Source organism: Pseudomonas sp. IT-93MI4 (genome assembly GCF_949767635.1).
In the GTDB taxonomy this organism is placed as follows: Bacteria; Pseudomonadota; Gammaproteobacteria; order Pseudomonadales; family Pseudomonadaceae; genus Aquipseudomonas; species Aquipseudomonas putida_A.
In genome coordinates this window covers 302,686-323,688 of sequence record NZ_CATKPP010000054.1, presented here as the reverse complement: position 1 = coordinate 323,688, position 21,003 = coordinate 302,686, and the positions used below count along the sequence as shown (strand labels likewise).

The following is a 21,003-nucleotide window of genomic DNA, read 5'->3' as shown; positions in this document are numbered from 1 at the left end:
TGGCACGCTTGCTGCTCTGTCCCATTGACCTTCCCAATGTCCCGAGGACACGCCAATGAGCAAGCAAGCCGTGAAATTCGCCTACTGGGTGCCGAACGTCAGTGGCGGCCTGGTGGTCAGCAAGATCGAGCAGCGAACCGACTGGGGCATCGACTACAACCGCAAACTCGCGCAACTCGCCGAAGCGGCCGGGTTCGAGTACGCCCTGACGCAGATCCGCTTTACCGCCGGTTACGGTGCCGAGTTCCAGCATGAGTCGGTGGCGTTCAGTCATGCGCTGCTGGCCGCCACCAGCAAACTCAAGGTGATCGCGGCGATTCTGCCGGGGCCATGGCAACCGGCGCTGGCAGCCAAGCAACTGGCGACCATCGATCAACTCACCAACGGCCGGATTGCGGTGAACATCGTCAGCGGTTGGTTCAAGGGCGAATTCCAGGCCATCGGCGAACATTGGCTGGAACACGACGAGCGCTACCGGCGTTCCGAGGAATTCATCCGCTCGCTGCGCGGCATCTGGAGCCAGGACAACTTCAGCTTTCGCGGCGACTTCTACCGCTTCGACAATTACACCCTCAAACCGAAACCGCTGGGCCGCCCGGAAATCTTCCAGGGCGGCAGTTCCCGTGCGGCAAGGGACATGGCCGCGCGGGTTTCGGACTGGTATTTCACCAACGGCAACAGTGTCGAAGGGATCAAGGCGCAGGTCGATGACATCCGGGCCAAAGCGGCGGCCAACAAGCATTCGGTGAAGATCGGCGTCAACGCCTTTGTCATCGCTCGCGACACTGAAGAAGAAGCGCGCGCGGTACTGGCGCAGATCATCGACCAGGCTGACCCGGAAGCGGTTAACGCCTTTGGTGACGCAGCGAAGCAAGCGGGCAGGGCATCACCGGAGGGTGAGGGCAACTGGGCGAAATCGACGTTCGAGGATCTGGTGCAGTACAACGACGGCTTCAAGACCAACCTGATCGGCACGCCACAGCAGATTGCCGAGCGGATTGTGGCGCTGAAAGCGGTGGGGGTGGATCTGGTGTTGGCGGGGTTTCTGCACTTTCAGGAGGAGGTGGAGTATTTCGGCAAGCGGGTGTTGCCGTTGGTGCGAGAGCTGGAGGCTGAAAAGACTGCCGCAGTAGCCTGACCACCACAAAACCAATGTGGGAGCGGGCTTGCTCGCGAAGGCGTCGTGTCAGTCAATATTCATGTAACTGACAAACCGCTTTCGCGAGCAAGCCCGCTCCCACATTTTCGATCTATGTGAACTAGAGACCCAGTTCCGACAGCCCCGGATGATCATCCGGACGCCGACCCAGCGGCCAATGGAACTTGCGCTCGCTTTCCTTGATCGGCATGTCGTTGATGCAGGCATAGCGCTGGAACATCAGGCCGTGCTCATCGAACTCCCAGTTTTCATTGCCGTAGGAACGAAACCAGTTGCCCGAATCGTCGCGCCATTCATAGGCGTAGCGCACGGCAATCCGCGTGTCAGAGTAGGCCCAGAGTTCCTTGATCAGGCGGTAGTCGAGTTCCTTGGCCCATTTACGGGTCAGGAAGGCCTTGGCTTCTTCGCGGTTGTTGGCGAACTCGGCGCGGTTGCGCCATTTTGTGTCGAGGGTGTAGGCCAGCGAAACCTTCTCGGGATCGCGGGAGTTCCAGCCATCTTCGGCCAGACGTACTTTTTCGATAGCCGATTCACGATTGAACGGCGGTAAAGGCGGACGCACTTGGGCAGCAGTCGACATTTTCAGTCTCCCGATCTAATTAACGATTAAACAACGGTTGAGGCTTATTTAAGGCGTTACAGGTCCAATAACTTACGCGCCATGCATTGCGCATTATCAGCGGCACTGTGATCACCCATCACAAGCGCTACGGTAATGGCGCCGTCAATCAGGATCAGCAATTGTCTGGCCAGACGTTGCGGATCTTCGACGCCATGTTCGGTACACAGCTCGCACAGGTAGTCGAGCAGCTTCTGTTTGTGGTCTTTGGCGACCTGGCGCACCGGGTCTTCGGGATCACCGGTCTCGCCACTGGTATTGATGAAAGCACAGCCACGGAAGCCTTCCGAGGCGAACCAGCTTTTGAGCACGGTAAACAGGTTGAGCAGGCGGTCGGCCGGGGTTTCGGCCTGATCGACGGCGCTGCGGTACCAGTGCATCCAGCGCACATCGCGGCGTTGCAGGGCGGCGACGGTCAGCTCCTCCTTGTTGGCGAAGTAGCGGTAGATGCTTTTTCTGGAGACGCCGGCGGTTTTCACCAGAAGATCCATGCCGGTGGCCGCGATGCCACTTTTGTAGATCAACTTTTCGGTGACATCCAGAATGATGTCGCGGGTCGAGGTGTCAGTGATTTCGTTCATGCGGCCAACAGTAGAACGATCGTTCTCCTTTGTCAAGCAGTTATTTTTGTGTCTGCGATACCGCTTTCGCGAGCAAGCCCGCTCCCACATTTGAAATGCGATCCACTGTGGGAGCGAGCCTGCGCGCGAAGGGGGCATTACAGACAGTAACAAGACCCGAACCGGTTGATGGTGTAAGCTCTCGGGTTCTTCGGATTCGACCATTGCGAGCCCTATGCCGTTGCTTTTCAAACGCTCTTTGCTGCCCAAACTGCGCAGCTTTCCGCTGACTGCCGAGGCCGTGACCATTCTGTCCGGCGCCGCCGAGTTCCGTCGTTGCCTGCTGGAGAAAATCGCCGAGGCGACCCGGCGCATTTACATCGTTGCGCTGTATCTGCAGCACGACGAGGCCGGTCAGGAAATCCTCGATGCCTTGCACGCCGCCAAGCTCAAGCGCCCGGAGCTGGAGATCGTCGTGGTGGTTGACTGGCTGCGCGCCCAGCGCGGGTTGATCGGTGCCGGCAAACAGCCGGGCAACTCGGCGTGGTACCAGGAAATGACCCGCACCCATCAGAGTGAAGTGCCGGTCTACGGCGTGCCGGTGCAGACCCGCGAACTGTTCGGCGTCCTGCATCTGAAAGGCTTCGTGATCGACGATTGCGTGGTTTACAGCGGTGCGAGCCTGAACAACGTCTACCTGCACAAGTTCGACAAGTACCGTTTCGACCGCTACCACGTGCTGCACAGCCGCGAACTGGCGGATTCGATGCATCATCTGGTCAAGCACGGCCTGATCGAATCCAAGGCTGTGCATCGCCTCGACCTGCCGAACCTGCCGACCACCCGCAGCCTGCGCAACGACATCGGCGACCTGCGCAGCCGCCTCAAATATGCGGCGTACGACACCAGCGCCGGCAGCACGGCGCACACCGGCCTATCGGTGAGTCCGCTGCTGGGCGTGGGCAAGAACAACCCGTTGAACCGGGTGATTGTCGAGTTGATCGCCAGTGCGCAACAGCAGCTGACGATTTGCACCCCTTATTTCAATCTGCCACTGCCGATCATCCGCGAGGTCAACCGCGCGCTGGCCCGTGGGGTGAAGATCGACATCGTGGTCGGCGACAAGACGGCCAACGATTTCTACATTCCGCCGAGCGAGCCGTTCAAGGTGATTGCGGCGCTGCCGTATCTGTACGAAATCAGCCTGCGGCGTTTTGCCAAGCGGCATCAGCGCAACATCGACAGCGGCCAGTTGAACCTGCATCTGTGGCGTGACGGCGACAACAGCTATCACCTCAAGGGCATGTGGGTCGACCAGCGCTATACGCTGCTGACCGGCAACAACCTCAATCCACGGGCGTTCCGCCTCGACCTGGAAAACGCGCTGTTGATCGATGATCCGCAAGGCGAGTGGCTTGAGCCACGGGCGAAGGAGCAGCAAGAGATCTTCCGCAACACCACGCGGATTGCCAGCTTCCAGAACCTGGAGACTCTGCCGGAGTACCCGGCGGGGGTGGCGAAGTTTTTGAAGCGTGTGAGTCGGGTGCGGATTGAGCGGTTGCTGTACCGGATTTTGTAAACTTTCAGATTATTCGGTGCGGTTAAAACCGCTATCGCGAGCAGGCTCACTCCTACAGGGGAATGCATTCCAACTGTAGGAGTGAGCCTGCTCGCGATGGGGCACTTAAGGCCTCTACATCAATCAGTTCAGACCCAGCTTGCCACGCAATGTGGACAGATCTTCCGCCAAGGTATTGACCGGGCCAACCAGCGCCTTGCGATCGTTGTCCTTCACCTTGTCATAAGTCTCGAAACCACCGTCCTTGGTCTTGTACTTGGCAAGGATCTTGTCCACGGTGGCGAAGTTCTTGTCGACTTTGGCAACAAACGCCTTGTCCTGTTTTTCGATCTGCGGACGGAACAGGTCGACGATTTTCTTCGCGCCGTCGATGTTGCCCTGGAAGTCATACAGGTCAGTGTGACTGTAACGGTCTTCTTCACCGGAGATCTTGGTCGCGGCAACCTCTTCCAGCAGAGCAGCCGCACCACCGACAACTTTCTCCGGCGGGAAGGTCAGGCCGGCGACGCGGGTCTGCAGGTCTTTCACGTCGCTGTCCAGCTTCTCAGCCAGAGCGGTCAGGCCTTCAGTGGTTTTCTCCGAGAACAGCGAATATTCAATGCGGTGAAAACCGGTGAAGTCTTCAGCCTTCACGCCTTTTTCGTGGTCGTCGACGCGCGAGTCGATGGACGCATCAAGGTCACTGAACAGCTCGGCAATCGGCTCGATCGACTCGTAGTAGACGCGGGTCGGCGCGTAGAGCTTTTGCGCGGTGGCCAGGTCACCTTTTTTCACCGCATCGGTGAATTGTTTGGTGTGGCTGCCCAGTTCATCCAGTTGCTCGGTGACGTAGATCTTGTAGTCCGACACCGGGCCGACCAGATCCAGTGGCGCCGTCGCGGCGAACGCCGACAGCGGGGTGTTGAGCAAACCGAGGGTCAGCAGTAACGCGAGTGACGACTTTTTCATGGAGCGGCTCCGAGGTTTTTTATGGTTAGGCAGCTGTTTTGGGTTGGGTGGCGTTGAGCAGCGAGCGACCGATGAAATCCTTGTCGCCGGTGACACCCGGAAGGGTGAAGAAGTAACCGCCGCCGACCGGTTTGAGGTATTCCTCAAGCGGCTCGCCGTTGAGCCGGGTCTGCACGGTGATGAAGCCTTTTTCAAGGTCGGCCTGATAGCAGATGAACAGCAGGCCCATGTCGAGCTGGCCGTTCTTGTTCACGCCGTTGGAGTAGTTGAACGGCCGGCGCAGGATCAGGTTGGCCTGGCTCGCGGCGGTGCGCGGGTTGGCCAGGCGAATGTGTGCGTCGAGCTTGGTCAGTTTGCCTTCCGGGTCTTTGCTGTAATCCGGGACTTCGGTTTCATGGTTGGCGCCAATCGGTGCACCCGTGGTCTTGACCCGGCCGATGATGCTTTCCTGTTCCTGCAACGGCGTACGATCCCAGCGCTCGACAAAATTGCGGATGATCCGCACCGCTTGATAGCTGCCGTGGGCCGCCCACGCCGGCTCATCGCTGCCCGGTTGCACCCAGACAATCTTGTCCATGGCCCTGGCATCGTTTGAATCGGGGTTGGCCGAGCCGTCGCGGAAACCGAGGAAGTTACGCGCCGATTGCGCCGGCACACCCGGTTTCGCCGGAGCTTGCGGCGGCACGCTGCCTTCCTGTTTCCAGCGCACCAGCAGCAGGTCCGGCAGGTTCTTGACGATGTCGCGCAGGGCGTGAATGTTGGTGTCGGCGGTGTTCGAGCAGAATTGCAGGCTCAGATCGCCGTGGCAGCAATCGGCCTCCAGTGCATCGTTGGGGAAGCCGACCATGCGTTGCAGGCGCTTCGGTTTGGCGTCGGCCAGGCCGAAGCGCTCGTCGAACAGCGATTCGCCTACCGAGACGGTGATGGTCAGGTTGTCCGGGGTCACCACCGGGCCGAGGATGCCGGAATCCGGCGGCGGCAGTTTCGGGTCGATCTGCGCCACCGGGCCGCCCTTCATCAGGAACGCGATGCGCTCGTTGAGGGTACGGAACAGCCGCTCAAGGTCTTCGCGATCGCTAGCCAGCACGTCGAACGACACGAACATGCCGGACGCCGGACGCGGGGTGACGATCCCGGTCTGGTGCACGCCGTGGAAATCGTGGCGGTCTTCGGTCTTGTCGCTGCTCGGCGCTTCGGTGACTTGCGCCGGGGTTGCCGCCATGGCCGGGCAGCTCAGGGCCGAACCGGCCAGTGCGACGCCGGCGACACCCATGCCCATCAGCAGGCGGCGACGTTGCAGATCGAGGTTTTGCAATTCTTTCATCGGTATTCGTCTTCTGCTTACAGGCCGGAAAGGCCGAGGGCGGGATCGATGCCATCCAGAGCGTCAGCCAGGGCCTGAGCCTTGTCGGCGATCTGTTTGCGTTGTTCGCCACTGACCATGTCGTAAGTGGCGTAGCCGTCCTTGACCTTGAAGCTGTTCAGTACGCTGTCGAAATCACTCAGCGCCGCGTCGATTTTCGGCAGCAGATCCGGCGCCGACTTGGTCAGCATCGGCCGCAGCAGCTCGACGACTTTGTGCGCGGTTTCCAGGTTGCTGGCGAAGCCGTTGAGATCGGCGTGGCTGTAGCGTTCCTCTTCACCGCTGGCAGCACGCACGTCGGCCAGGGTGTTGAGGTTGCGCACCACGATGCTCACCAGTTGCTCCGGTGGCAGCGATTGGGCCAGCAGTTGTTGCTTGAGCGTGGTGACGTCGGCCAGCAGGCGCTCGGCGACCGGGTTCAAGCCGTCGAGGCTGCGTTGCTGGAACAGTGCATATTCGACGCGGTGGAAGCCGACGAAGGCCGGATCCTGTTCGCGTTTTTCGAAGTAATCGGCGCGGGCATTGATGCTGTTGTCCAGTTCGGCCAGCCGTTGCGCGGCAGGTGCCAGACGCTGGTAAGCGGCACGCGCCGGCAGGTACAGCGCCTGTGCCTGGGCCAGGTCGCCGCCGGCAATCGCCTGATTCAGCGCGGTCACGGCTTTGATCAGCGCGCTGCCCTGCGTCGCCAGATACACGCGGAACTCCGACAGCGGCCCGACGAAGGCGACCATCGATGGCTTGGCCTTGGCGGCAGCATCGGAAGCCGCAGTCGGCGTTACGTGCAGTACGCCACGTGGATTGCTCAGCAGACCGCAAGTGATCGCATAGTCGCCGGGCTGCAGATTGGCGTTGATCACCTGGCTCAGGCCCGGCGCGATGTTTTCGCGCTCTTCGATCACCAGCACGCCGTCGAGGATTTCCCACTCCACCGCCCGGTCAGAACGGTTAACGATGCGGAAACTGGCGCGGCCGGCAGGAACCGTCAGCTCGTTCGGATCACAGCTGTGCGCGTTGATGTTGACCACCACTTCGTCATGATTGTGCTGACGCTTGGCCGCGGCCATTTTCGAGGCGTAGTAGAACAGGCCACCGGCGGCGATCATCACGACCACCGAACCGGCCACCGCCCAGCGCAAGGCGCGGGGAGGCGAGGCCTGAGGAGTATTAGGCTTTGACATGGAGGCCCTTATTGGCTGGAAACGGAAGACGATTTGCCGGCGGCGTCAGCGCTCGAGGCCGGCGCGGCGGGGTAGAAAAACATCACCAGCGCCAGCACCAGATAGATCAGGTACGCACCGAGAGTGCTGACGGTCGGCGCATCCTGATACCCGAACATGCCGGCCAGCACCGAACCCAGCGGGCCGTCCATCGGCAGCGTCGCGCTGAAGTCGAACAGCACGGTTTGCAGGTGGTTCCACGCGCCGGCTTCATGCAGAGCTTGCACCGAATTGGCGAGGATCCCGGCGGCGACCACCAGAATGAACAACCCGGTCCACTTGAAGAACGCCGAGAGGTTCAGGCGCATGCTGCCGCTGTAGATCAGGAAGCCGACAACAATCGCCAGCACCAGGCCGAGCAGGGCACCGATCGGCGCGCCCGGGCCTTCGCTCTGCTGGAACACGGCGAGCAGGAAGAACACGGTTTCCAGGCCTTCGCGAGCCACGGCGAAGAACACCATGGCGATCAGCGCGATCACCTGATGCTTTGACGAGGTCAGGGCGTGATCGAGCGAGGCTTGCAGCGAATGCTTGATCGAGCGCGCAACCTTGCGCATCCAGAACACCATCGAACTGAGAATGCCCACCGCGACGAGTCCGACAATGCCTTCAAACAATTCCTGCTGTTTCTGTGGGAATTCGGCGCTGACCAGTTCCAGGCCACCGCCGACCAGCAGCGCCAGCGCAGCGGCGAGGAAGACGCCGATCCACACTGCCGGCATCCACTGGCCACGACCGGTCTGTTGCAGGTAGCTGGCGATGATGCCAACGATCAGCGCGGCTTCAATGCCTTCGCGCAACATGATCAGAAAGGGAACGAGCATTCGGTGTCCACTAAGTCATTCGAAGAAGTTACAAGTTGTAACATAATGACAACCATTCTCACATGACAATGATTGACATAAACCTGAACGCAAGCTGAACAACCTGTTTTTTGCCACGCACAAATCCCTGTGGGAGCGGGCTTGCTCGCGAAGGCGGCGCGTCAGTCGATAAGGATGTTGCTGACACATCGCCTTCGCGAGCAAGCCCGCTCCCACAGGGGATTCGTGCTGAATTCGCATCCTGCGTTAAGATGCCACTCACTCGAAAACAACAAGGTCTGCCTCGCTCCATGTCGGAAAAAGACACCATTGCCGTTCAACTGGTGCGTGAAGCGCTGCTGCAAAGTTGTGCCCCGGGCGTGGCCACGGATGAAGTCTTGAACAAGGTCGGGATTGCACCGGCCCTGCTGCACAGCGAACAGGGGCGGGTGCCGGCCTCGCAATACGCCAGACTCTGGCGCTTGCTGGCCCGGCGCGGTGATGACGAGTTCTTCGGCATGGACCCACGCAAGCTCAAGTCCGGCAGTCTTGAGTTCCTTTGCCGCAGCGCCATGGCGCAACCGACGCTGGCCACCGGTCTGGGCATGGGCCTGAATTTCCTCTCCTTGATGCTGGAAAAAATGCCCGCGCAATTGGCGCATCAGCAGAGCCTGGCGGAAATCGTCCTGTTCGAAGACGATCCCGAGCCGCGTCGGGCGTTTACCTATTTCACCTACTGGATGATCGTCCACGGCGTGGCCTGTTGGCTGGCGGGGCGGCGGATTCCGATTCTGGCGATCGAACTGCGCTGCGCCGAGCCGGATTTCTGCGACGACTACCGGGTAATGTTCTCGGAAAACCTGCGCTTCGAGCGTCCGCGCACGCGGATGATCTTTGCTGCTGACTGCCTCGACCTGCCGATCAAGCGTACGGCCGAAGAACTGAAACGCTTTCTGGCCCATGCGCCGGCGAACATTCTGGTGAAATACCGCGACCCGGAAAGCCTCGCCAGCCGGATCAAACAGGACCTGCGGCAGCTACCCGCCGAACAGTGGCCGGAGACCGAGGCGCTGGCGCAACAGCTGTGCATGTCCGCCTCGACCCTGCGCCGACGTTTGTCCGAGGAAGGGCAGACCTATCAGGGGCTCAAGGACAGCGTGCGCAAGGAACTGGCAATCAGCTGGCTGGCGGAGCCGTCGATCAGTTTCGTCGAAATCGCGACGCGGCTGGGGTTTGCCGATGCGAGCTCGTTCTACAAGGCGTTTCGCAAGTGGTCGGGGTCCAATCCTGGGCATTACCGCACGCTGATCCTTAATGAAGCGGTCTGATCCGGATTGTTTGTAGCCTGATCAGGCCTCTTCGGGAGCAAGCCCCCTCCCACATTTGAAATGCATTTTTCCTGGTATTTGCAGCCTGCCTGGATTGCTCAGGTGGCCATCATTTGAAATGCATTGTTCCTGTGATGTGCAGCCTGCCTGGCTTACCCAGGTGGCCTTCCATTTGAAATGCATTCCTTCTGTGATTGCAGCCTCCCTTGCTTTTGTGGCTGATCCCTCATTGTGAAATGCAATTCCCTGTGGGAGGGGGCTTGCTCCCGAAGGCGTCAGTCCAGCCTGTACATCTCTCGAACCTTGGCCAAACCAGTCAGCCACTTTGATGGCTTTGACCATTGCCGCCTCCGCGCCGCAGCGCGACTATCCCTGTGTTGTTTACGGTTCCCAGCCTAATAAAAACACCGAGGGATTCTGGCAATGCGCGATTACTTGTCTGCCACCGAACAGTTCAACTATCAGCACACCGTGGACGCTGCGCTCAGCGGCACGCTGGAGGCGCTCAACGCCTGCGTCGAATGTTGCGACCGCCACGCCTTGCCGGGGCGCATTGCGTTGTTCTGGGAGGGCCGCGACGGCGCGAGTGCCACGTACACCTTCAGCGAGCTGCAAGACCAAGCCGCGCGTTTCGCCAATTTCCTTCGCGAACAAGGCGTGCAGAAGGGCGACAAGGTCGCCGGCCTGCTGCCACGCAACATCGAATTGCTCATCACCGTGTTCGCCACCTGGCGCATCGGCGCGGTGTATCAGCCGCTGTTCACCGCGTTCGGCCCCAAAGCCATCGAGCATCGCCTGAACAGTTCCGGGGCCAAGGTGGTAGTCACCGACGCGGTCAACCGGCCGAAACTCGCTGAAGTCAGCGAATGCCCGACCATCGTCACCGTCGGCGGCGCCAAGGGCCAGGGCATCGTCCGTGGCGATTTCAGTTTCTGGGCCGAGCTGGCCAACTATTCCAGCGTTTGCGAGCCGGTGCTGCTGAGCGGCGAAGATCCGTTCCTGCTGATGTTCACCTCGGGCACCACCGGCCCGTCGAAAGCACTGTCGGTGCCGCTCAAGGCGATCGTCGCGTTCCAGAGCTACACCCGCGACGCGGTAGATCTGCGTCCCGAAGATTCGTTCTGGAACGTCGCCGATCCGGGCTGGGCCTACGGCATCTATTTCGGCGTCACCGGCCCTATGTCGATGGGCCATCCGATCACCTTTTACGATGGCCCGTTCACTCTCGAAAGCACCTGCCGGGTGATCAACAAATACGGCATCACCAACCTCACTGGCTCGCCGACCGCGTACCGCTTGCTGATTGCCGGTGGCAACGAGTTCGCCAAGTCGATCAAGGGCAAGTTGCGGATCGTCAGCAGCGCCGGCGAGCCGCTCAACCCGGAAGTGATCCGCTGGTTCGCCGACAACCTCGGCGTAGTCATTCACGACCATTACGGCCAGACCGAACTGGGCATGGTCCTGTGCAACCACCACGGTCTGCAGCACCCGATCCACCTCGGCGCCGCTGGTTTCGCCTCGCCGGGCCATCGCATCGTGGTGCTCGACGAGCACTACAACGAACTCGGTGTCGGCCAGCCGGGCATTCTCGCCATCGACCGCACCCAGTCGCCGATGTGCTGGTTCGGCGGCTACGAGGGCGTGCCGACCAAAGCCTTCGTCGGCGATTACTACCTCAGCGGCGACACGGTGGAATGGAACCCGGACGGCAGCATCAGCTTCGTCGGCCGTAGTGATGACGTGATCACCACCTCTGGCTACCGCGTCGGCCCGTTCGACGTCGAAAGCGCGCTGATCGAACACCCGGCGGTGGTCGAAGCCGCCGTGGTCGGCAAGCCGGATCCGGAGCGCACCGAACTGGTCAAGGCCTTCGTCGTGCTCAACCCGCAATACCGCGCCGAACCGGCGCTGGCCGAAGAGCTGCGGCAACACGTGCGCAAGCGTCTGGCCGCGCATTCGTACCCGCGTGAAATCGAATTTGTCAGCGAATTGCCGAAAACCCCAAGCGGCAAATTGCAGCGCTTTATCTTGCGCAACCAGGAAATCGCCAAGGCTCAAGAGGCCGCGGCGCACAACGTTTCAGCTTGAATCAGGAAGTCAGTCATGCAGATCGAGAACAAGGTTTTTATCGTCACCGGCGGCGCCTCCGGCCTGGGTGCGGCCAGCGCTGAATTGCTGGTGAGTGCCGGCGCCAAAGTGATGCTGGTGGACATGAATGCCGAAGCGGTAGCCGCCCAGGCTCAGCGCCTTGGCGCGCAAAGTGTGGTGGCCGATATCAGCAATGAAGCCGCTGCCGAAGCTGCGGTGCAGGCGACGGTGAAAGCCTTTGGCAGCCTCAACGGTCTGGTCAACTGCGCCGGTATCGTCCGTGGCGAAAAGATCCTCGGCAAGAACGGCCCGCATGCGCTGTCGAGTTTTGCCCAGGTGATCAACGTCAACCTGATCGGCAGCTTCAACATGCTGCGACTGGTGGCTGCGGCCATCGCCGAGAGCGAAGCCAATGCCGATGGCGAGCGCGGGGTAATCATCAACACCGCTTCGGTCGCTGCGTTCGACGGCCAGATCGGTCAGGCCGCGTATTCCGCCTCCAAAGGCGCGATCGCAAGCCTGACCCTGCCAGCCGCCCGTGAACTGGCACGCTTCGGCATCCGCGTGATGACCATCGCCCCGGGCATTTTCGAAACCCCGATGATGGCCGGCATGACCCCGGAAGTGCGCGAGTCGCTGGCCGCTGGCGTGCCGTTCCCGCCGCGTCTTGGCAAACCTGCCGAGTACGCCGCGCTGGTTCGGCATATCATCGAAAACAGCATGCTCAATGGTGAGGTGATCCGTCTCGACGGCGCCTTGCGCATGGCCGCCAAGTAAGGAGGATTTGTCATGACTATTGCCAACGATCCGATTGTTATCGTCAGCGCCGTCCGCACCCCTATGGGCGGTTTTCAGGGCGAACTGAAAAGCCTCACCGCGCCGCAACTCGGTGCTGCCGCGATCAAGGCAGCGGTTGAGCGCGCCGGGGTTGCCAGCGACGCGGTTGATGAAGTGTTGTTCGGTTGCGTATTGCCGGCCGGCCTCGGTCAGGCGCCGGCGCGGCAGGCGGCACTGGGTGCCGGGCTGGATAAATCGACGCGCTGCACCACCGTCAACAAAATGTGCGGCTCGGGCATGGAAACCACCATTCTCGCCCACGACATGCTGCTGGCCGGCAGCGCCGATGTGGTGATCGCCGGTGGCATGGAAAGCATGTCCAACTCGCCGTACCTGCTCGACCGTGCTCGCGCCGGTTACCGCATGGGCCATGGCCGGGTGCTCGATTCGATGTTCCTCGACGGCCTCGAAGACGCCTACGACAAGGGCCGTCTGATGGGCACCTTCGCCGAGGATTGCGCCGAAACCAACGACTTCAGCCGTGAAGCCCAGGATGCGTTTGCCATCGCTTCGACCACCCGCGCCCAGCAGGCGATCAAGGACGGCAGCTTCAAAGCCGAGATCGTGCCGCTGACCGTGACCGTCGGCAAAGAACAACTGCTGATCAGCAACGACGAGCAGCCGCCGAAAGCCAAACTGGACAAAGTCGCCTCGCTGAAACCGGCGTTCCGCGAAGGCGGCACGGTGACGGCGGCCAACTCCAGCTCGATCTCCGACGGTGCGGCGGCACTGGTGCTGATGCGCCAGTCGCAAGCGCAGAAACTCGGGCTTAAACCGCTGGCGGTGATTCATGGTCACGCGGCGTTTGCAGACACGCCGGGCCTGTTCCCGGTGGCACCGATTGGCGCGATCAAAAAGCTGGTGAAGAAGACTGGTTGGGCGTTGAACGAGGTCGATCTGTTCGAAATCAACGAAGCGTTCGCCGTGGTGGCGATGGCGGCGATGACCCACCTGGAAATTCCCCACGACAAGCTCAACGTGCACGGCGGCGCCTGCGCGCTGGGCCATCCGATCGGTGCCTCGGGCGCGCGGATTCTGGTGACCTTGCTCTCGGCCCTGCGCCAGAAAAACCTGAAACGCGGGATCGCGGCGATCTGCATCGGCGGCGGTGAAGCCACGGCGATGGCCGTGGAATGCGTTTATTGAAACAAACGCCAATCCGTGTGGGAGCGAGCCTGCTCGCGAAGGCGTCGTGTCAGTCAATGTTTGCTTAACTGACACACCGCTTTCGCGAGCAGGCTCGCTCCCACAGGGGTTCTGTGTGGTAACCCGGATTTAAGGATTCACCATGATTCCCAACGAAGACCAAACCCAGATCCGCGACATGGCCCGGCAGTTCGCCGAGGAACGGCTGAAACCGTTCGCCGCCGAGTGGGATCGCGAGCATCGTTTCCCCAAGGAAGCCATCGGCGAGATGGCCGAACTGGGCTTCTTCGGCATGCTCGTGCCGGAGCAGTGGGGCGGCTGTGACACCGGCTACCTGGCGTACGCCATGGCCCTGGAAGAAATCGCCGCCGGCGACGGCGCCTGCTCGACCATCATGAGCGTGCACAACTCGGTGGGCTGCGTGCCGATTCTCAAGTTCGGCAACGACGACCAGCGCGAACGCTTCCTCAAACCGTTGGCCAGCGGCGCCATGCTCGGCGCCTTCGCCTTGACCGAACCGCAGGCCGGTTCCGACGCCAGCAGCCTGAAAACCCGCGCACGGTTGGAAGGTGAGCACTACGTGCTCAACGGCTGCAAACAGTTCATCACTTCCGGGCAGAACGCCGGGATCGTGATCGTGTTTGCGGTGACCGATCCGAGTGCCGGCAAACGCGGGATCACGGCGTTCATCGTGCCCACCGATTCGCCCGGCTACAAAGTCGCCCGGGTCGAAGACAAGCTCGGCCAGCACGCCTCGGACACCTGCCAGATTCTGTTTGAAGACGTGAAGGTGCCGGTCGCCAATCGCTTGGGCGAAGAGGGCGAAGGCTACAAGATCGCCCTGGCCAACCTCGAAGGCGGGCGGGTCGGCATCGCCTCGCAAGCGGTGGGCATGGCCCGCGCTGCGTTCGAAGCGGCCCGCGACTATGCCCGTGAGCGCGACACTTTCGGCAAGCCGATCATCGAGCACCAGGCCGTGGCCTTCCGTCTCGCCGACATGGCCACGCAGATCGCCGTCGCCCGGCAAATGGTGCATTACGCCGCGGCCCTGCGCGATAGCGGTCAGCCGGCGCTGGTCGAGGCTTCGATGGCCAAACTGTTCGCCTCGGAAATGGCCGAGAAGGTTTGCTCAATGGCGTTGCAGACGCTGGGCGGTTACGGTTATCTCAACGACTTCCCGCTGGAGCGCATCTACCGCGACGTGCGCGTGTGCCAGATCTACGAAGGCACCAGCGACATTCAGCGCATGGTTATTTCGCGCAATCTCTGACAAGGAATCTTGCCCATGACTTACGAAACGATTCTGCTGGAAAACCACGGCCGCGTCGGCCTGATCACCCTCAACCGCCCACAGGCGCTGAACGCCTTGAACGCGCAACTGGTCAGCGAAGTGAACCATGCCCTCGATGGTCTGGAAGCGGATGCGAACATCGGTTGCATCGTCATCACCGGTTCGAAGAAAGCCTTCGCCGCCGGCGCCGACATCAAGGAAATGGCCGAACTGACCTACCCGCAGATCTACATGGATGATCTGTTCAGCGACAGCGACCGTGTGGCCAACCGCCGTAAGCCGATCATTGCTGCGGTCAACGGCTTTGCCCTCGGTGGCGGCTGCGAACTGGCGCTGATGTGCGACTTCATCCTGGCCGGTGACAACGCCAAATTCGGTCAACCCGAAATCAACCTCGGCGTGCTCCCGGGCATGGGCGGCACCCAGCGCCTGACCCGCGCCGTGGGCAAAGCCAAGGCCATGGAAATGTGCCTCAGCGGGCGGATGATCGATGCGGTGGAAGCCGAACGCTGCGGCATCGTTGCGCGGATCGTGCCGAGTGATGAACTGCTCGACGAGGCGCTGAAAGTCGCCGCGGTGATCGCCAGTAAATCGCTACCGATTGCGATGATGATCAAGGAAAGCGTCAACCGCGCCTTTGAGGTCAACCTGACTGAAGGCGTGCGCTTCGAACGCCGGGTGTTCCATGCGGCGTTTGCCACGCAGGATCAGAAGGAAGGCATGGCGGCGTTTGTGGCCAAGCGGACGCCGGAGTTTCAGGGCAAATAATGCGCTGAGCTGACTGACGCCTTCGCGAGCAAGCCCGCTCCCACAGTGGATTTGTGTACGACACAGATCCCATGTGGGAGCGGGCTTGCTCGCGAAGCTTTTGGCGTTACAACTGATAGTTCTTCAGCTCCCGAGCAATCACCATCCGCTGAATCTCGCTCGACCCCTCGTAGATCTGGGTAATCCGCGCATCGCGGTAGTACTTCTCGACCGGATAGTCTTCCAGATACCCATACCCGCCATGAATCTGAATCGCCGAGGAGCAGACCTTTTCGGCCATTTCCGAGGCGAACAGTTTGGCCTGTGAGGCCTCCGACAGGCACGGTTTGCCCGCCGTGCGCAGGCGCGCCGCGTGCAGGATCATCAAGCGCGCCGCGTTGATTTGCATGTGCATGTCGGCCAGCAGGTTGGCGATGCTCTGGTGTTCGTTGATCGGCTTGCCGAACTGGATGCGATCGCGGGAATACACCAGCGCCGCCTCAAACGCCGCCCGAGCGATGCCCAAGGCTTGCGCAGCAATGCCGATTCGGCCGCCTTCGAGGTTGGACAGGGCAATCGCCAGACCCTTGCCGCGCTCGCCGAGCAGATTGGCCTCGGGAATGCTGCAGTTGTTCAGGGTCACCGCGCAGGTGTCGGAGGCGCGGATGCCCATCTTGTGTTCGGTGCGATCGACGATGAAACCTGGGGTGTCGGTAGGCACCAGGAACGCGGAAATGCCTTTCTTGCCCAGATCCGGGTCGGTCACTGCAAACACGATCGCCAGTTTCGCCCGCTTGCCATTGCTGACAAATTGCTTGGCGCCGTTGATCACCCACTGGCCGTCGCGCAGTTCGGCGCGGGTGCGCAGGTTGTGCGCTTCGGAACCGGCCTGCGGTTCGGTGAGGCAGAAGCAGCCAATCGTCTGGCCACTGGCGAGATCCGCCAGCCAGGTCTTTTTCTGTTCTTCGCTGCCGTAATTCATCACCGGCCCGCAGCCCACCGAGTTGTGGATGCTCATGAACGCACCGGTGGCGCCGTCGCCGGCAGAGATTTCTTCCACCGCCAGCGCATAGGCCACGTAATCGACGTAAGTGCCGCCCCATTCCTCGGGCACCACCATGCCGAGCAAACCGAGTTCGCCCATCTTCGCCACCAGCGCGTCGTCGATCCAGCCGGCCTTTTCCCAGGCTTGCGCATGGGGCGCGATTTCACCACGGGCGAAGTCCCGGGCCATGTCGCGGATCATCACTTGCTCTTCAGTCAGTTCGAGATCGTGCATGGCTCAGCTCCCGCTCTCAGTAAAACCGTGGAAGAAACTCGCGACATGCCCGGCGTCCAGCGCAGCAAGGGTCGGCGGGTTCCAGCGTGGTGTCTTGTCTTTGTCGATCAGCAGGGCGCGCACGCCCTCGATCAGGTCGCCGCGTTCGAACCACTGGCGATCCAGATGCAGTTCGAGGGCGAAACAGTGTTCCAGGCTCAAGTGCCGACCGCGACGGAGCATTTCCAGGGTCACGGCCATCGCCAGTGGCGAGCGGGTCTCCAGCAGGTCAGCGGTGGTGGTCGCCCACTCATGGCTGTCGGCGACGGTGACCGCGCGCAGTTGCTCGACGATGCTCGGCACGTCCGGCAGGGCGAAGAAGTGGTCGATGGCCGGGCGCAGTTTCTCCAGCGGTGCATCGGCCAGGGTTTGCACGCCGTTTTTCGCCAGCAGGCCCTGCAGATCCTTGAGCGGCGTGTCGCGCCATTCCAGGTGATCGAGTTGTTCGTCGAGGCTCGACAGTTTGCTGCTGTCGACAAACCAGTCCGCGAGCCCGCAGTACAACGCATCGGCCGCACGAATCTGCACGCCGCTGACGCCCAGATAGATCCCCAGTTCACCGGGAATCCGCGAGAGGAAATAGCTGCCGCCGACATCGGGGAAATAACCGATCGCCACTTCCGGCATCGCCAGCCGGCTCTTTTCCGTAACCACCCGCAGATCCGCGCCTTGCACCAGGCCCATGCCGCCGCCGAGGACGAAACCGTCCATCAAGGCCAGCACCGGTTTGCGGTAATGATGAAGCGTCAGGTCGAGGGCGTATTCCTCGACGAAGAAATCTTCGTGCAGCGTGTCGCCGCTTTTGAAGCTGTCGTACAGCGAACGAATGTCGCCACCGGCGCAGAACGCCTTCTCACCGGCACCGCGCAGCACCACGGCGTGCACGCTGGCGTCAGTCGCCCAGGCATCGAGTTGCTGCTGCAACTGACGAACCATGTCGAGGGTGATGGCGTTGAGACCGGCGGGGCGGTTGAGGGTCAGGTGACCGATGTGATTGCGAACCTCGGCCAGCACTTCGTCTGGCGTGGCATCCATGGACGGCGTCCGCGGGGATGAAGCCTGAGCAGTCATCACTAACTCCCTGCTTTTATTGTCTTTATTCGAGAAGCTCGCGCGCGAGCGTTGACGGATCGTAACAGTGCAAATTTGCCGTGTACAACCGGGATATGTGCAGGGGGAGTTTGCGTTTTTACCTTAGGGAAAATCGCTATCCGCTGATGTAGGAGCTGCCGAAGGCTGCGATCTTTTGATCTTGAAAGATCGCAGCCTCGTTGCACTCGACAGCTCCTGCAGGGAGTGTGGGATGTCAGGAGAAGACTTTGCCGATGCTGCGGCGTTTGGCGTGCAGTTCGCTGGCGTGGATCAGTTGTTCGAGGTCTTCGGGGGTGACGTCGATGAACGCTTCCATGTCGGCCAATGCCAGTTTCAAATCCTCAGCGGTAATGGCCTGGCTATCGATCGGTGCCAGTGCCGGCGCTGGCTCGGCCGGGCGCTTGGGGTAACGGATGCGCGTCAGGTTGTTGTAGGCCAGGGCGCTGAGCAGCATGCAGGCGGCGGCGAGCATCACCGGTTCCATGGCTTTCCAGTCCATGGCGATGGTGGCCGGATCGGCCAGCACCAGCGTCAGCGCCAAGGCGCCGGCCGGTGGATGCAGGCAACGCAGCCAACACATCAGGATCAGTGCCATGCCCGCCGCCAGGCAGGCGCTGCCGAGGGTTCGGCCGAGGACGTGGGCCACCAGCAGCGCGACCACGCTGGCGCACAGGTAGCCGCCGATGATCGACCAGGGTTGCGCGAGGGCGCCCGATGAGACGGCAAACAGCAACACCGCTGAAGCGCCCAACGGCCCGATCAGGTGATACGCGACCTCAATGCCGAACACCTGACTGCACGCCCAGACGCTGAACAAGGTGCCCAGCGCCATGCCGATGGCGGCGCGGCTCCATTCGGTGGGGCGGGTGTTGATGGCGGCGGGCAACCAGCGAGCGAGCATGTGAATCGGGTCCTTGCAGTAAATTCGGGGCAAAAAAAAGGACTTGTCCGTTTCGGAAAGTCCTCGAAGCGTTCCAACTATTGGGGGAGGAACGCGCACAGTGTGCCGTGCAAAGTCGATGCTGACAAATTCATATAAATGCTGCTTCAGTGCATTATTTTTGAGTTGTCGCCACGCGGCGTCCACTGACGAAACACAAGTACCCACCCAACGCCGCCAGAGCACTCAAGGCATAGAACATGCTCGGCGCCGGCGTGTGCATCAGCAGAAACCCGCACATCACCGGACTCAGCGCGCCGCCCAGTGCCGCGAGGTTCTGCGCACCGTAGTAACTGCCGCGCAGCTCTTCGGGCGCGAGGGTGTCGACGAAGAGGAAATCCGCCGGATAGATGATCATCTCGCCGAGGGTGAAGATGAACATCGCCACGCACCAGCCGACCAGACTGTCGGCCAGGCTGAAGCCGATCAGGCCGACGATGAACAACGCGGTGCCGCCGGCAATCCAGAACCGCAGGTGCTCGCGCTTGAGGAAGCGCCCGATCTGGTATTGCAGCAGGATCACCGTGATCGCGTTGCAGGCGAGCAGGGCGGCCATGGTGTCGAGGGTCTGTTCCTGCGTGTGGGTCACCAGCAGATACTGCGACAGGTACAGGGTGAAGCGCCCGTGAACCAGGGTGCTGAGCAAGCAACCGAGGGTAAACAGGATCATCGTGCGGTCGTTTTTCAGGATGATCAGGGTGTTCAGGAAACTCTGCGGGGGGCTGGCCTGCGACTCCGGACTGGCCTCGCGGGAGACGCCCAGCAGCAGGAAAACGCTGCCAGCGGCAATCAGCCCCGCGACGATAAACGGCGCTGAAGGCTGAACCCCGGCAATCACCACGCCGATCATCGGGCCGACGGCGTAGCCAATGTTGGTCAGCGTGTAGTTCAGCGAAAACGCCTTGACCCGCTGGCCGACCGGCAGGTTTTCACTGAGCATCGCTTTGGAACAGATCAGGAACAGCGCCGACGCCGTTTCACTGATGATCAGCACCAGCGTGACCAGGTACAGATTCTGCGCGAAAGTCAGCAGCATCAGGCCGACACCGCTGGAAAGCATGGTCAGGATCAATAGTTGGCGCTTGTCGAGTCGATCGATGATGTAGCCGCCGTACAGCGATAACAGCGTGGCACTGAACACGGCGATGCCCAACAGCAGACCGACGTCCTGCGGGTTGAGGCCCAGTTTGTTGCTGAGAAACAAGGTCAGCAGCGGACTGATCAGGGCACGGCTGATGACGATGCTCAGCGAGGTGATCATCAGTCGGCGGATCAGGCGGGAGTAGGTGGCCACGGCAGTGCAAATGTCCTTATTTTTATGATGAGAAACCTTGTGGGAGCGAGCCTGCTCGCGAATACCGAGTGTCAGGCGCCAACCCAGTTGACTGACAGGACGCTATCGCGAGCAGGCTCGCTCCTACAAGGGATTTGTCCTGTCAGGGCAATATCAGGTGCATGGCGCAGCGTCGCTCGGCGGCAAAGCCATGCTCGATTTCTTTCTGCAGAGCATCGAGCAAATGCGCTGCGTGCTCACCGGGTGCGACTTCCACAAACCCCATCCGCTGATAAAACGGCGCATTCCACGGCACGTCGCGAAACGTGGTCAGGGTCACCGCGCGCAATTGCTCATGGCGGGCATGTTCGATCGCAGTCAACACCAGTCGACGACCCACGCCTAGCCGCTGAAACGCCAGGCTGACGGACAGTTCTTCAATGTGCAGTTGGTTGTCGAAATCCAGCGCGCGGATAAACCCTGCGAGTTGCGCCGAGGTGTTTTCGGCGACCCAGACGTAGGCATTGTCGATGGCTTGGCGGTGTTGCGCGGCGCTTGCCACGTCGGTGTCGGCAAGCCAGGCGAGGGTCGGATCTGTGCGAAACAGCTCGGCGGCCGAGCGTTCGATGGCGGGGAGGGCGTCGGCATCATTCTGCCGCGCCCGGCGTACAACAAAACTCATGGTAAACAGTCCC

General features: G+C 61.2%; 20 protein-coding genes. 8 read left to right on the top strand and 12 right to left on the bottom strand.

The features are described from left to right. Positions 1–55 precede the first annotated feature (55 nt). Positions 56–1,138, top strand: a complete 1,083-nt coding sequence (sfnG, locus tag ACM6I7_RS20545) for a dimethylsulfone monooxygenase SfnG (protein ID WP_414889170.1) — start codon at positions 56–58, stop codon at positions 1,136–1,138. A 121-nt stretch (positions 1,139–1,259) separates the two neighbouring features. On the opposite strand, the gene ACM6I7_RS20540 is transcribed toward sfnG, so the two are convergent. Beyond that, the gene (locus tag ACM6I7_RS20540; RefSeq protein WP_115989829.1) at positions 1,260–1,739 is read right to left on the bottom strand and encodes a DUF1348 family protein; all 480 of its coding nucleotides are present in this window, start codon (positions 1,737–1,739) and stop codon (positions 1,260–1,262) included. 56 nt (positions 1,740–1,795) lie between these two features. Further along, complete coding sequence (locus ACM6I7_RS20535) at positions 1,796–2,359, bottom strand: TetR/AcrR family transcriptional regulator (protein ID WP_096796073.1); 564 nt, start codon at positions 2,357–2,359, stop codon at positions 1,796–1,798. 214 nt (positions 2,360–2,573) lie between these two features. Here ACM6I7_RS20535 and pssA point away from each other — a divergent pair, with 214 nt between their 5' ends. Further along, positions 2,574–3,917, top strand: a complete 1,344-nt coding sequence (pssA, locus tag ACM6I7_RS20530; RefSeq protein ID WP_115989828.1) for a CDP-diacylglycerol--serine O-phosphatidyltransferase — start codon at positions 2,574–2,576, stop codon at positions 3,915–3,917. 123 nt (positions 3,918–4,040) lie between these two features. Here the strand turns inward: pssA and efeO (ACM6I7_RS20525) are convergent, their stop codons facing one another. Genes efeO (ACM6I7_RS20525) through efeU form a run of 4 tightly spaced genes read right to left on the bottom strand, consistent with a single transcriptional unit; the run spans position 4,041 to position 8,269 of the window. Beyond that, positions 4,041–4,865 (bottom strand): iron uptake system protein EfeO, encoded by an 825-nt coding sequence (efeO, locus tag ACM6I7_RS20525; protein ID WP_414889169.1) that lies wholly within the window; start codon positions 4,863–4,865, stop codon positions 4,041–4,043. Between the two features lie 25 nt (positions 4,866–4,890). Then, a complete protein-coding gene (gene efeB, locus ACM6I7_RS20520; protein WP_414889168.1) occupies positions 4,891–6,189 on the bottom strand; it encodes an iron uptake transporter deferrochelatase/peroxidase subunit in 1,299 nt (432 codons plus the stop codon). A gap of 17 nt (positions 6,190–6,206) precedes the next feature. Then, positions 6,207–7,406, bottom strand: coding sequence for an iron uptake system protein EfeO (gene efeO, locus ACM6I7_RS20515; protein ID WP_414889167.1), 1,200 nt, complete (start codon positions 7,404–7,406; stop codon positions 6,207–6,209). A gap of 8 nt (positions 7,407–7,414) precedes the next feature. Continuing rightward, positions 7,415–8,269, bottom strand: coding sequence for an iron uptake transporter permease EfeU (gene efeU, locus ACM6I7_RS20510; protein WP_414889166.1), 855 nt, complete (start codon positions 8,267–8,269; stop codon positions 7,415–7,417). Between the two features lie 290 nt (positions 8,270–8,559). Here efeU and ACM6I7_RS20505 point away from each other — a divergent pair, with 290 nt between their 5' ends. Beyond that, positions 8,560–9,576, top strand: coding sequence for an AraC family transcriptional regulator (locus ACM6I7_RS20505; RefSeq protein WP_096796069.1), 1,017 nt, complete (start codon positions 8,560–8,562; stop codon positions 9,574–9,576). 21 nt (positions 9,577–9,597) lie between these two features. Here ACM6I7_RS20505 and ACM6I7_RS20500 read toward each other — a convergent pair whose 3' ends face one another. Beyond that, positions 9,598–9,918 carry a hypothetical protein gene (locus tag ACM6I7_RS20500; RefSeq protein ID WP_414889165.1) on the bottom strand — a complete coding sequence of 107 codons (321 nt, stop codon included), beginning with the start codon at positions 9,916–9,918 and terminating at the stop codon, positions 9,598–9,600. 81 nt (positions 9,919–9,999) lie between these two features. Between ACM6I7_RS20500 and ACM6I7_RS20495 the strand changes: the two genes are divergently transcribed. From ACM6I7_RS20495 to ACM6I7_RS20475, 5 genes are all read left to right on the top strand, one after another. Continuing rightward, positions 10,000–11,664, top strand: a complete 1,665-nt coding sequence (locus ACM6I7_RS20495; protein ID WP_414889164.1) for an AMP-binding protein — start codon at positions 10,000–10,002, stop codon at positions 11,662–11,664. Positions 11,665–11,679: 15 nt separating this feature from the next. Beyond that, positions 11,680–12,441 carry an SDR family NAD(P)-dependent oxidoreductase gene (locus ACM6I7_RS20490; protein ID WP_414889163.1) on the top strand — a complete coding sequence of 254 codons (762 nt, stop codon included), beginning with the start codon at positions 11,680–11,682 and terminating at the stop codon, positions 12,439–12,441. 12 nt (positions 12,442–12,453) lie between these two features. Beyond that, positions 12,454–13,647 carry an acetyl-CoA C-acyltransferase gene (locus ACM6I7_RS20485; protein WP_131670396.1) on the top strand — a complete coding sequence of 398 codons (1,194 nt, stop codon included), beginning with the start codon at positions 12,454–12,456 and terminating at the stop codon, positions 13,645–13,647. Between the two features lie 142 nt (positions 13,648–13,789). Beyond that, positions 13,790–14,917 carry an acyl-CoA dehydrogenase gene (locus tag ACM6I7_RS20480; protein WP_096796065.1) on the top strand — a complete coding sequence of 376 codons (1,128 nt, stop codon included), beginning with the start codon at positions 13,790–13,792 and terminating at the stop codon, positions 14,915–14,917. Between the two features lie 15 nt (positions 14,918–14,932). Beyond that, a complete protein-coding gene (locus ACM6I7_RS20475; protein WP_098963986.1) occupies positions 14,933–15,706 on the top strand; it encodes an enoyl-CoA hydratase in 774 nt (257 codons plus the stop codon). Between the two features lie 106 nt (positions 15,707–15,812). On the opposite strand, the gene ACM6I7_RS20470 is transcribed toward ACM6I7_RS20475, so the two are convergent. The 5 genes from ACM6I7_RS20470 to ACM6I7_RS20450 form a co-directional block, all read right to left on the bottom strand. Further along, entirely contained in the window at positions 15,813–16,964 is a 1,152-nt protein-coding gene (locus tag ACM6I7_RS20470) for an acyl-CoA dehydrogenase family protein (protein ID WP_096796063.1), read from the bottom strand. 3 nt (positions 16,965–16,967) lie between these two features. Further along, the gene (locus ACM6I7_RS20465) at positions 16,968–18,074 is read right to left on the bottom strand and encodes an enoyl-CoA hydratase/isomerase family protein (RefSeq protein WP_346650201.1); all 1,107 of its coding nucleotides are present in this window, start codon (positions 18,072–18,074) and stop codon (positions 16,968–16,970) included. 235 nt (positions 18,075–18,309) lie between these two features. After that, on the bottom strand, positions 18,310–18,996 hold the full coding sequence (locus tag ACM6I7_RS20460; RefSeq protein WP_414889162.1) for an HPP family protein: 687 nt from the start codon (positions 18,994–18,996) through the stop codon (positions 18,310–18,312). Positions 18,997–19,150: 154 nt separating this feature from the next. Continuing rightward, entirely contained in the window at positions 19,151–20,329 is a 1,179-nt protein-coding gene (locus ACM6I7_RS20455; protein WP_414889161.1) for an MFS transporter, read from the bottom strand. Positions 20,330–20,471: 142 nt separating this feature from the next. After that, positions 20,472–20,990, bottom strand: a complete 519-nt coding sequence (locus ACM6I7_RS20450; RefSeq protein WP_414889160.1) for a GNAT family N-acetyltransferase — start codon at positions 20,988–20,990, stop codon at positions 20,472–20,474. Positions 20,991–21,003 lie beyond the last annotated feature (13 nt).

What these genes read in the sequence shown, in the direction of transcription:
- efeB (WP_414889168.1), bottom strand. Translation starts at nt 6,189, where the DNA reads ATGAAAGAATTGCAAAACCTCGATCTGCAACGTCGCCGCCTGCTGATG.
- ACM6I7_RS20480 (WP_096796065.1), top strand. Translation starts at nt 13,790, where the DNA reads ATGATTCCCAACGAAGACCAAACCCAGATCCGCGACATGGCCCGGCAG.
- ACM6I7_RS20460 (WP_414889162.1), bottom strand. Translation starts at nt 18,996, where the DNA reads ATGCTCGCTCGCTGGTTGCCCGCCGCCATCAACACCCGCCCCACCGAA.
- efeO (WP_414889169.1), bottom strand. Translation starts at nt 4,865, where the DNA reads ATGAAAAAGTCGTCACTCGCGTTACTGCTGACCCTCGGTTTGCTCAAC.
- ACM6I7_RS20505 (WP_096796069.1), top strand. Translation starts at nt 8,560, where the DNA reads ATGTCGGAAAAAGACACCATTGCCGTTCAACTGGTGCGTGAAGCGCTG.
- ACM6I7_RS20540 (WP_115989829.1), bottom strand. Translation starts at nt 1,739, where the DNA reads ATGTCGACTGCTGCCCAAGTGCGTCCGCCTTTACCGCCGTTCAATCGT.
- ACM6I7_RS20450 (WP_414889160.1), bottom strand. Translation starts at nt 20,990, where the DNA reads ATGAGTTTTGTTGTACGCCGGGCGCGGCAGAATGATGCCGACGCCCTC.
- ACM6I7_RS20470 (WP_096796063.1), bottom strand. Translation starts at nt 16,964, where the DNA reads ATGCACGATCTCGAACTGACTGAAGAGCAAGTGATGATCCGCGACATG.
- sfnG (WP_414889170.1), top strand. Translation starts at nt 56, where the DNA reads ATGAGCAAGCAAGCCGTGAAATTCGCCTACTGGGTGCCGAACGTCAGT.
- efeO (WP_414889167.1), bottom strand. Translation starts at nt 7,406, where the DNA reads ATGTCAAAGCCTAATACTCCTCAGGCCTCGCCTCCCCGCGCCTTGCGC.
- ACM6I7_RS20495 (WP_414889164.1), top strand. Translation starts at nt 10,000, where the DNA reads ATGCGCGATTACTTGTCTGCCACCGAACAGTTCAACTATCAGCACACC.
- ACM6I7_RS20500 (WP_414889165.1), bottom strand. Translation starts at nt 9,918, where the DNA reads ATGGTCAAAGCCATCAAAGTGGCTGACTGGTTTGGCCAAGGTTCGAGA.
- ACM6I7_RS20535 (WP_096796073.1), bottom strand. Translation starts at nt 2,359, where the DNA reads ATGAACGAAATCACTGACACCTCGACCCGCGACATCATTCTGGATGTC.
- ACM6I7_RS20490 (WP_414889163.1), top strand. Translation starts at nt 11,680, where the DNA reads ATGCAGATCGAGAACAAGGTTTTTATCGTCACCGGCGGCGCCTCCGGC.
- efeU (WP_414889166.1), bottom strand. Translation starts at nt 8,269, where the DNA reads ATGCTCGTTCCCTTTCTGATCATGTTGCGCGAAGGCATTGAAGCCGCG.
- pssA (WP_115989828.1), top strand. Translation starts at nt 2,574, where the DNA reads ATGCCGTTGCTTTTCAAACGCTCTTTGCTGCCCAAACTGCGCAGCTTT.
- ACM6I7_RS20475 (WP_098963986.1), top strand. Translation starts at nt 14,933, where the DNA reads ATGACTTACGAAACGATTCTGCTGGAAAACCACGGCCGCGTCGGCCTG.
- ACM6I7_RS20465 (WP_346650201.1), bottom strand. Translation starts at nt 18,074, where the DNA reads ATGACTGCTCAGGCTTCATCCCCGCGGACGCCGTCCATGGATGCCACG.
- ACM6I7_RS20485 (WP_131670396.1), top strand. Translation starts at nt 12,454, where the DNA reads ATGACTATTGCCAACGATCCGATTGTTATCGTCAGCGCCGTCCGCACC.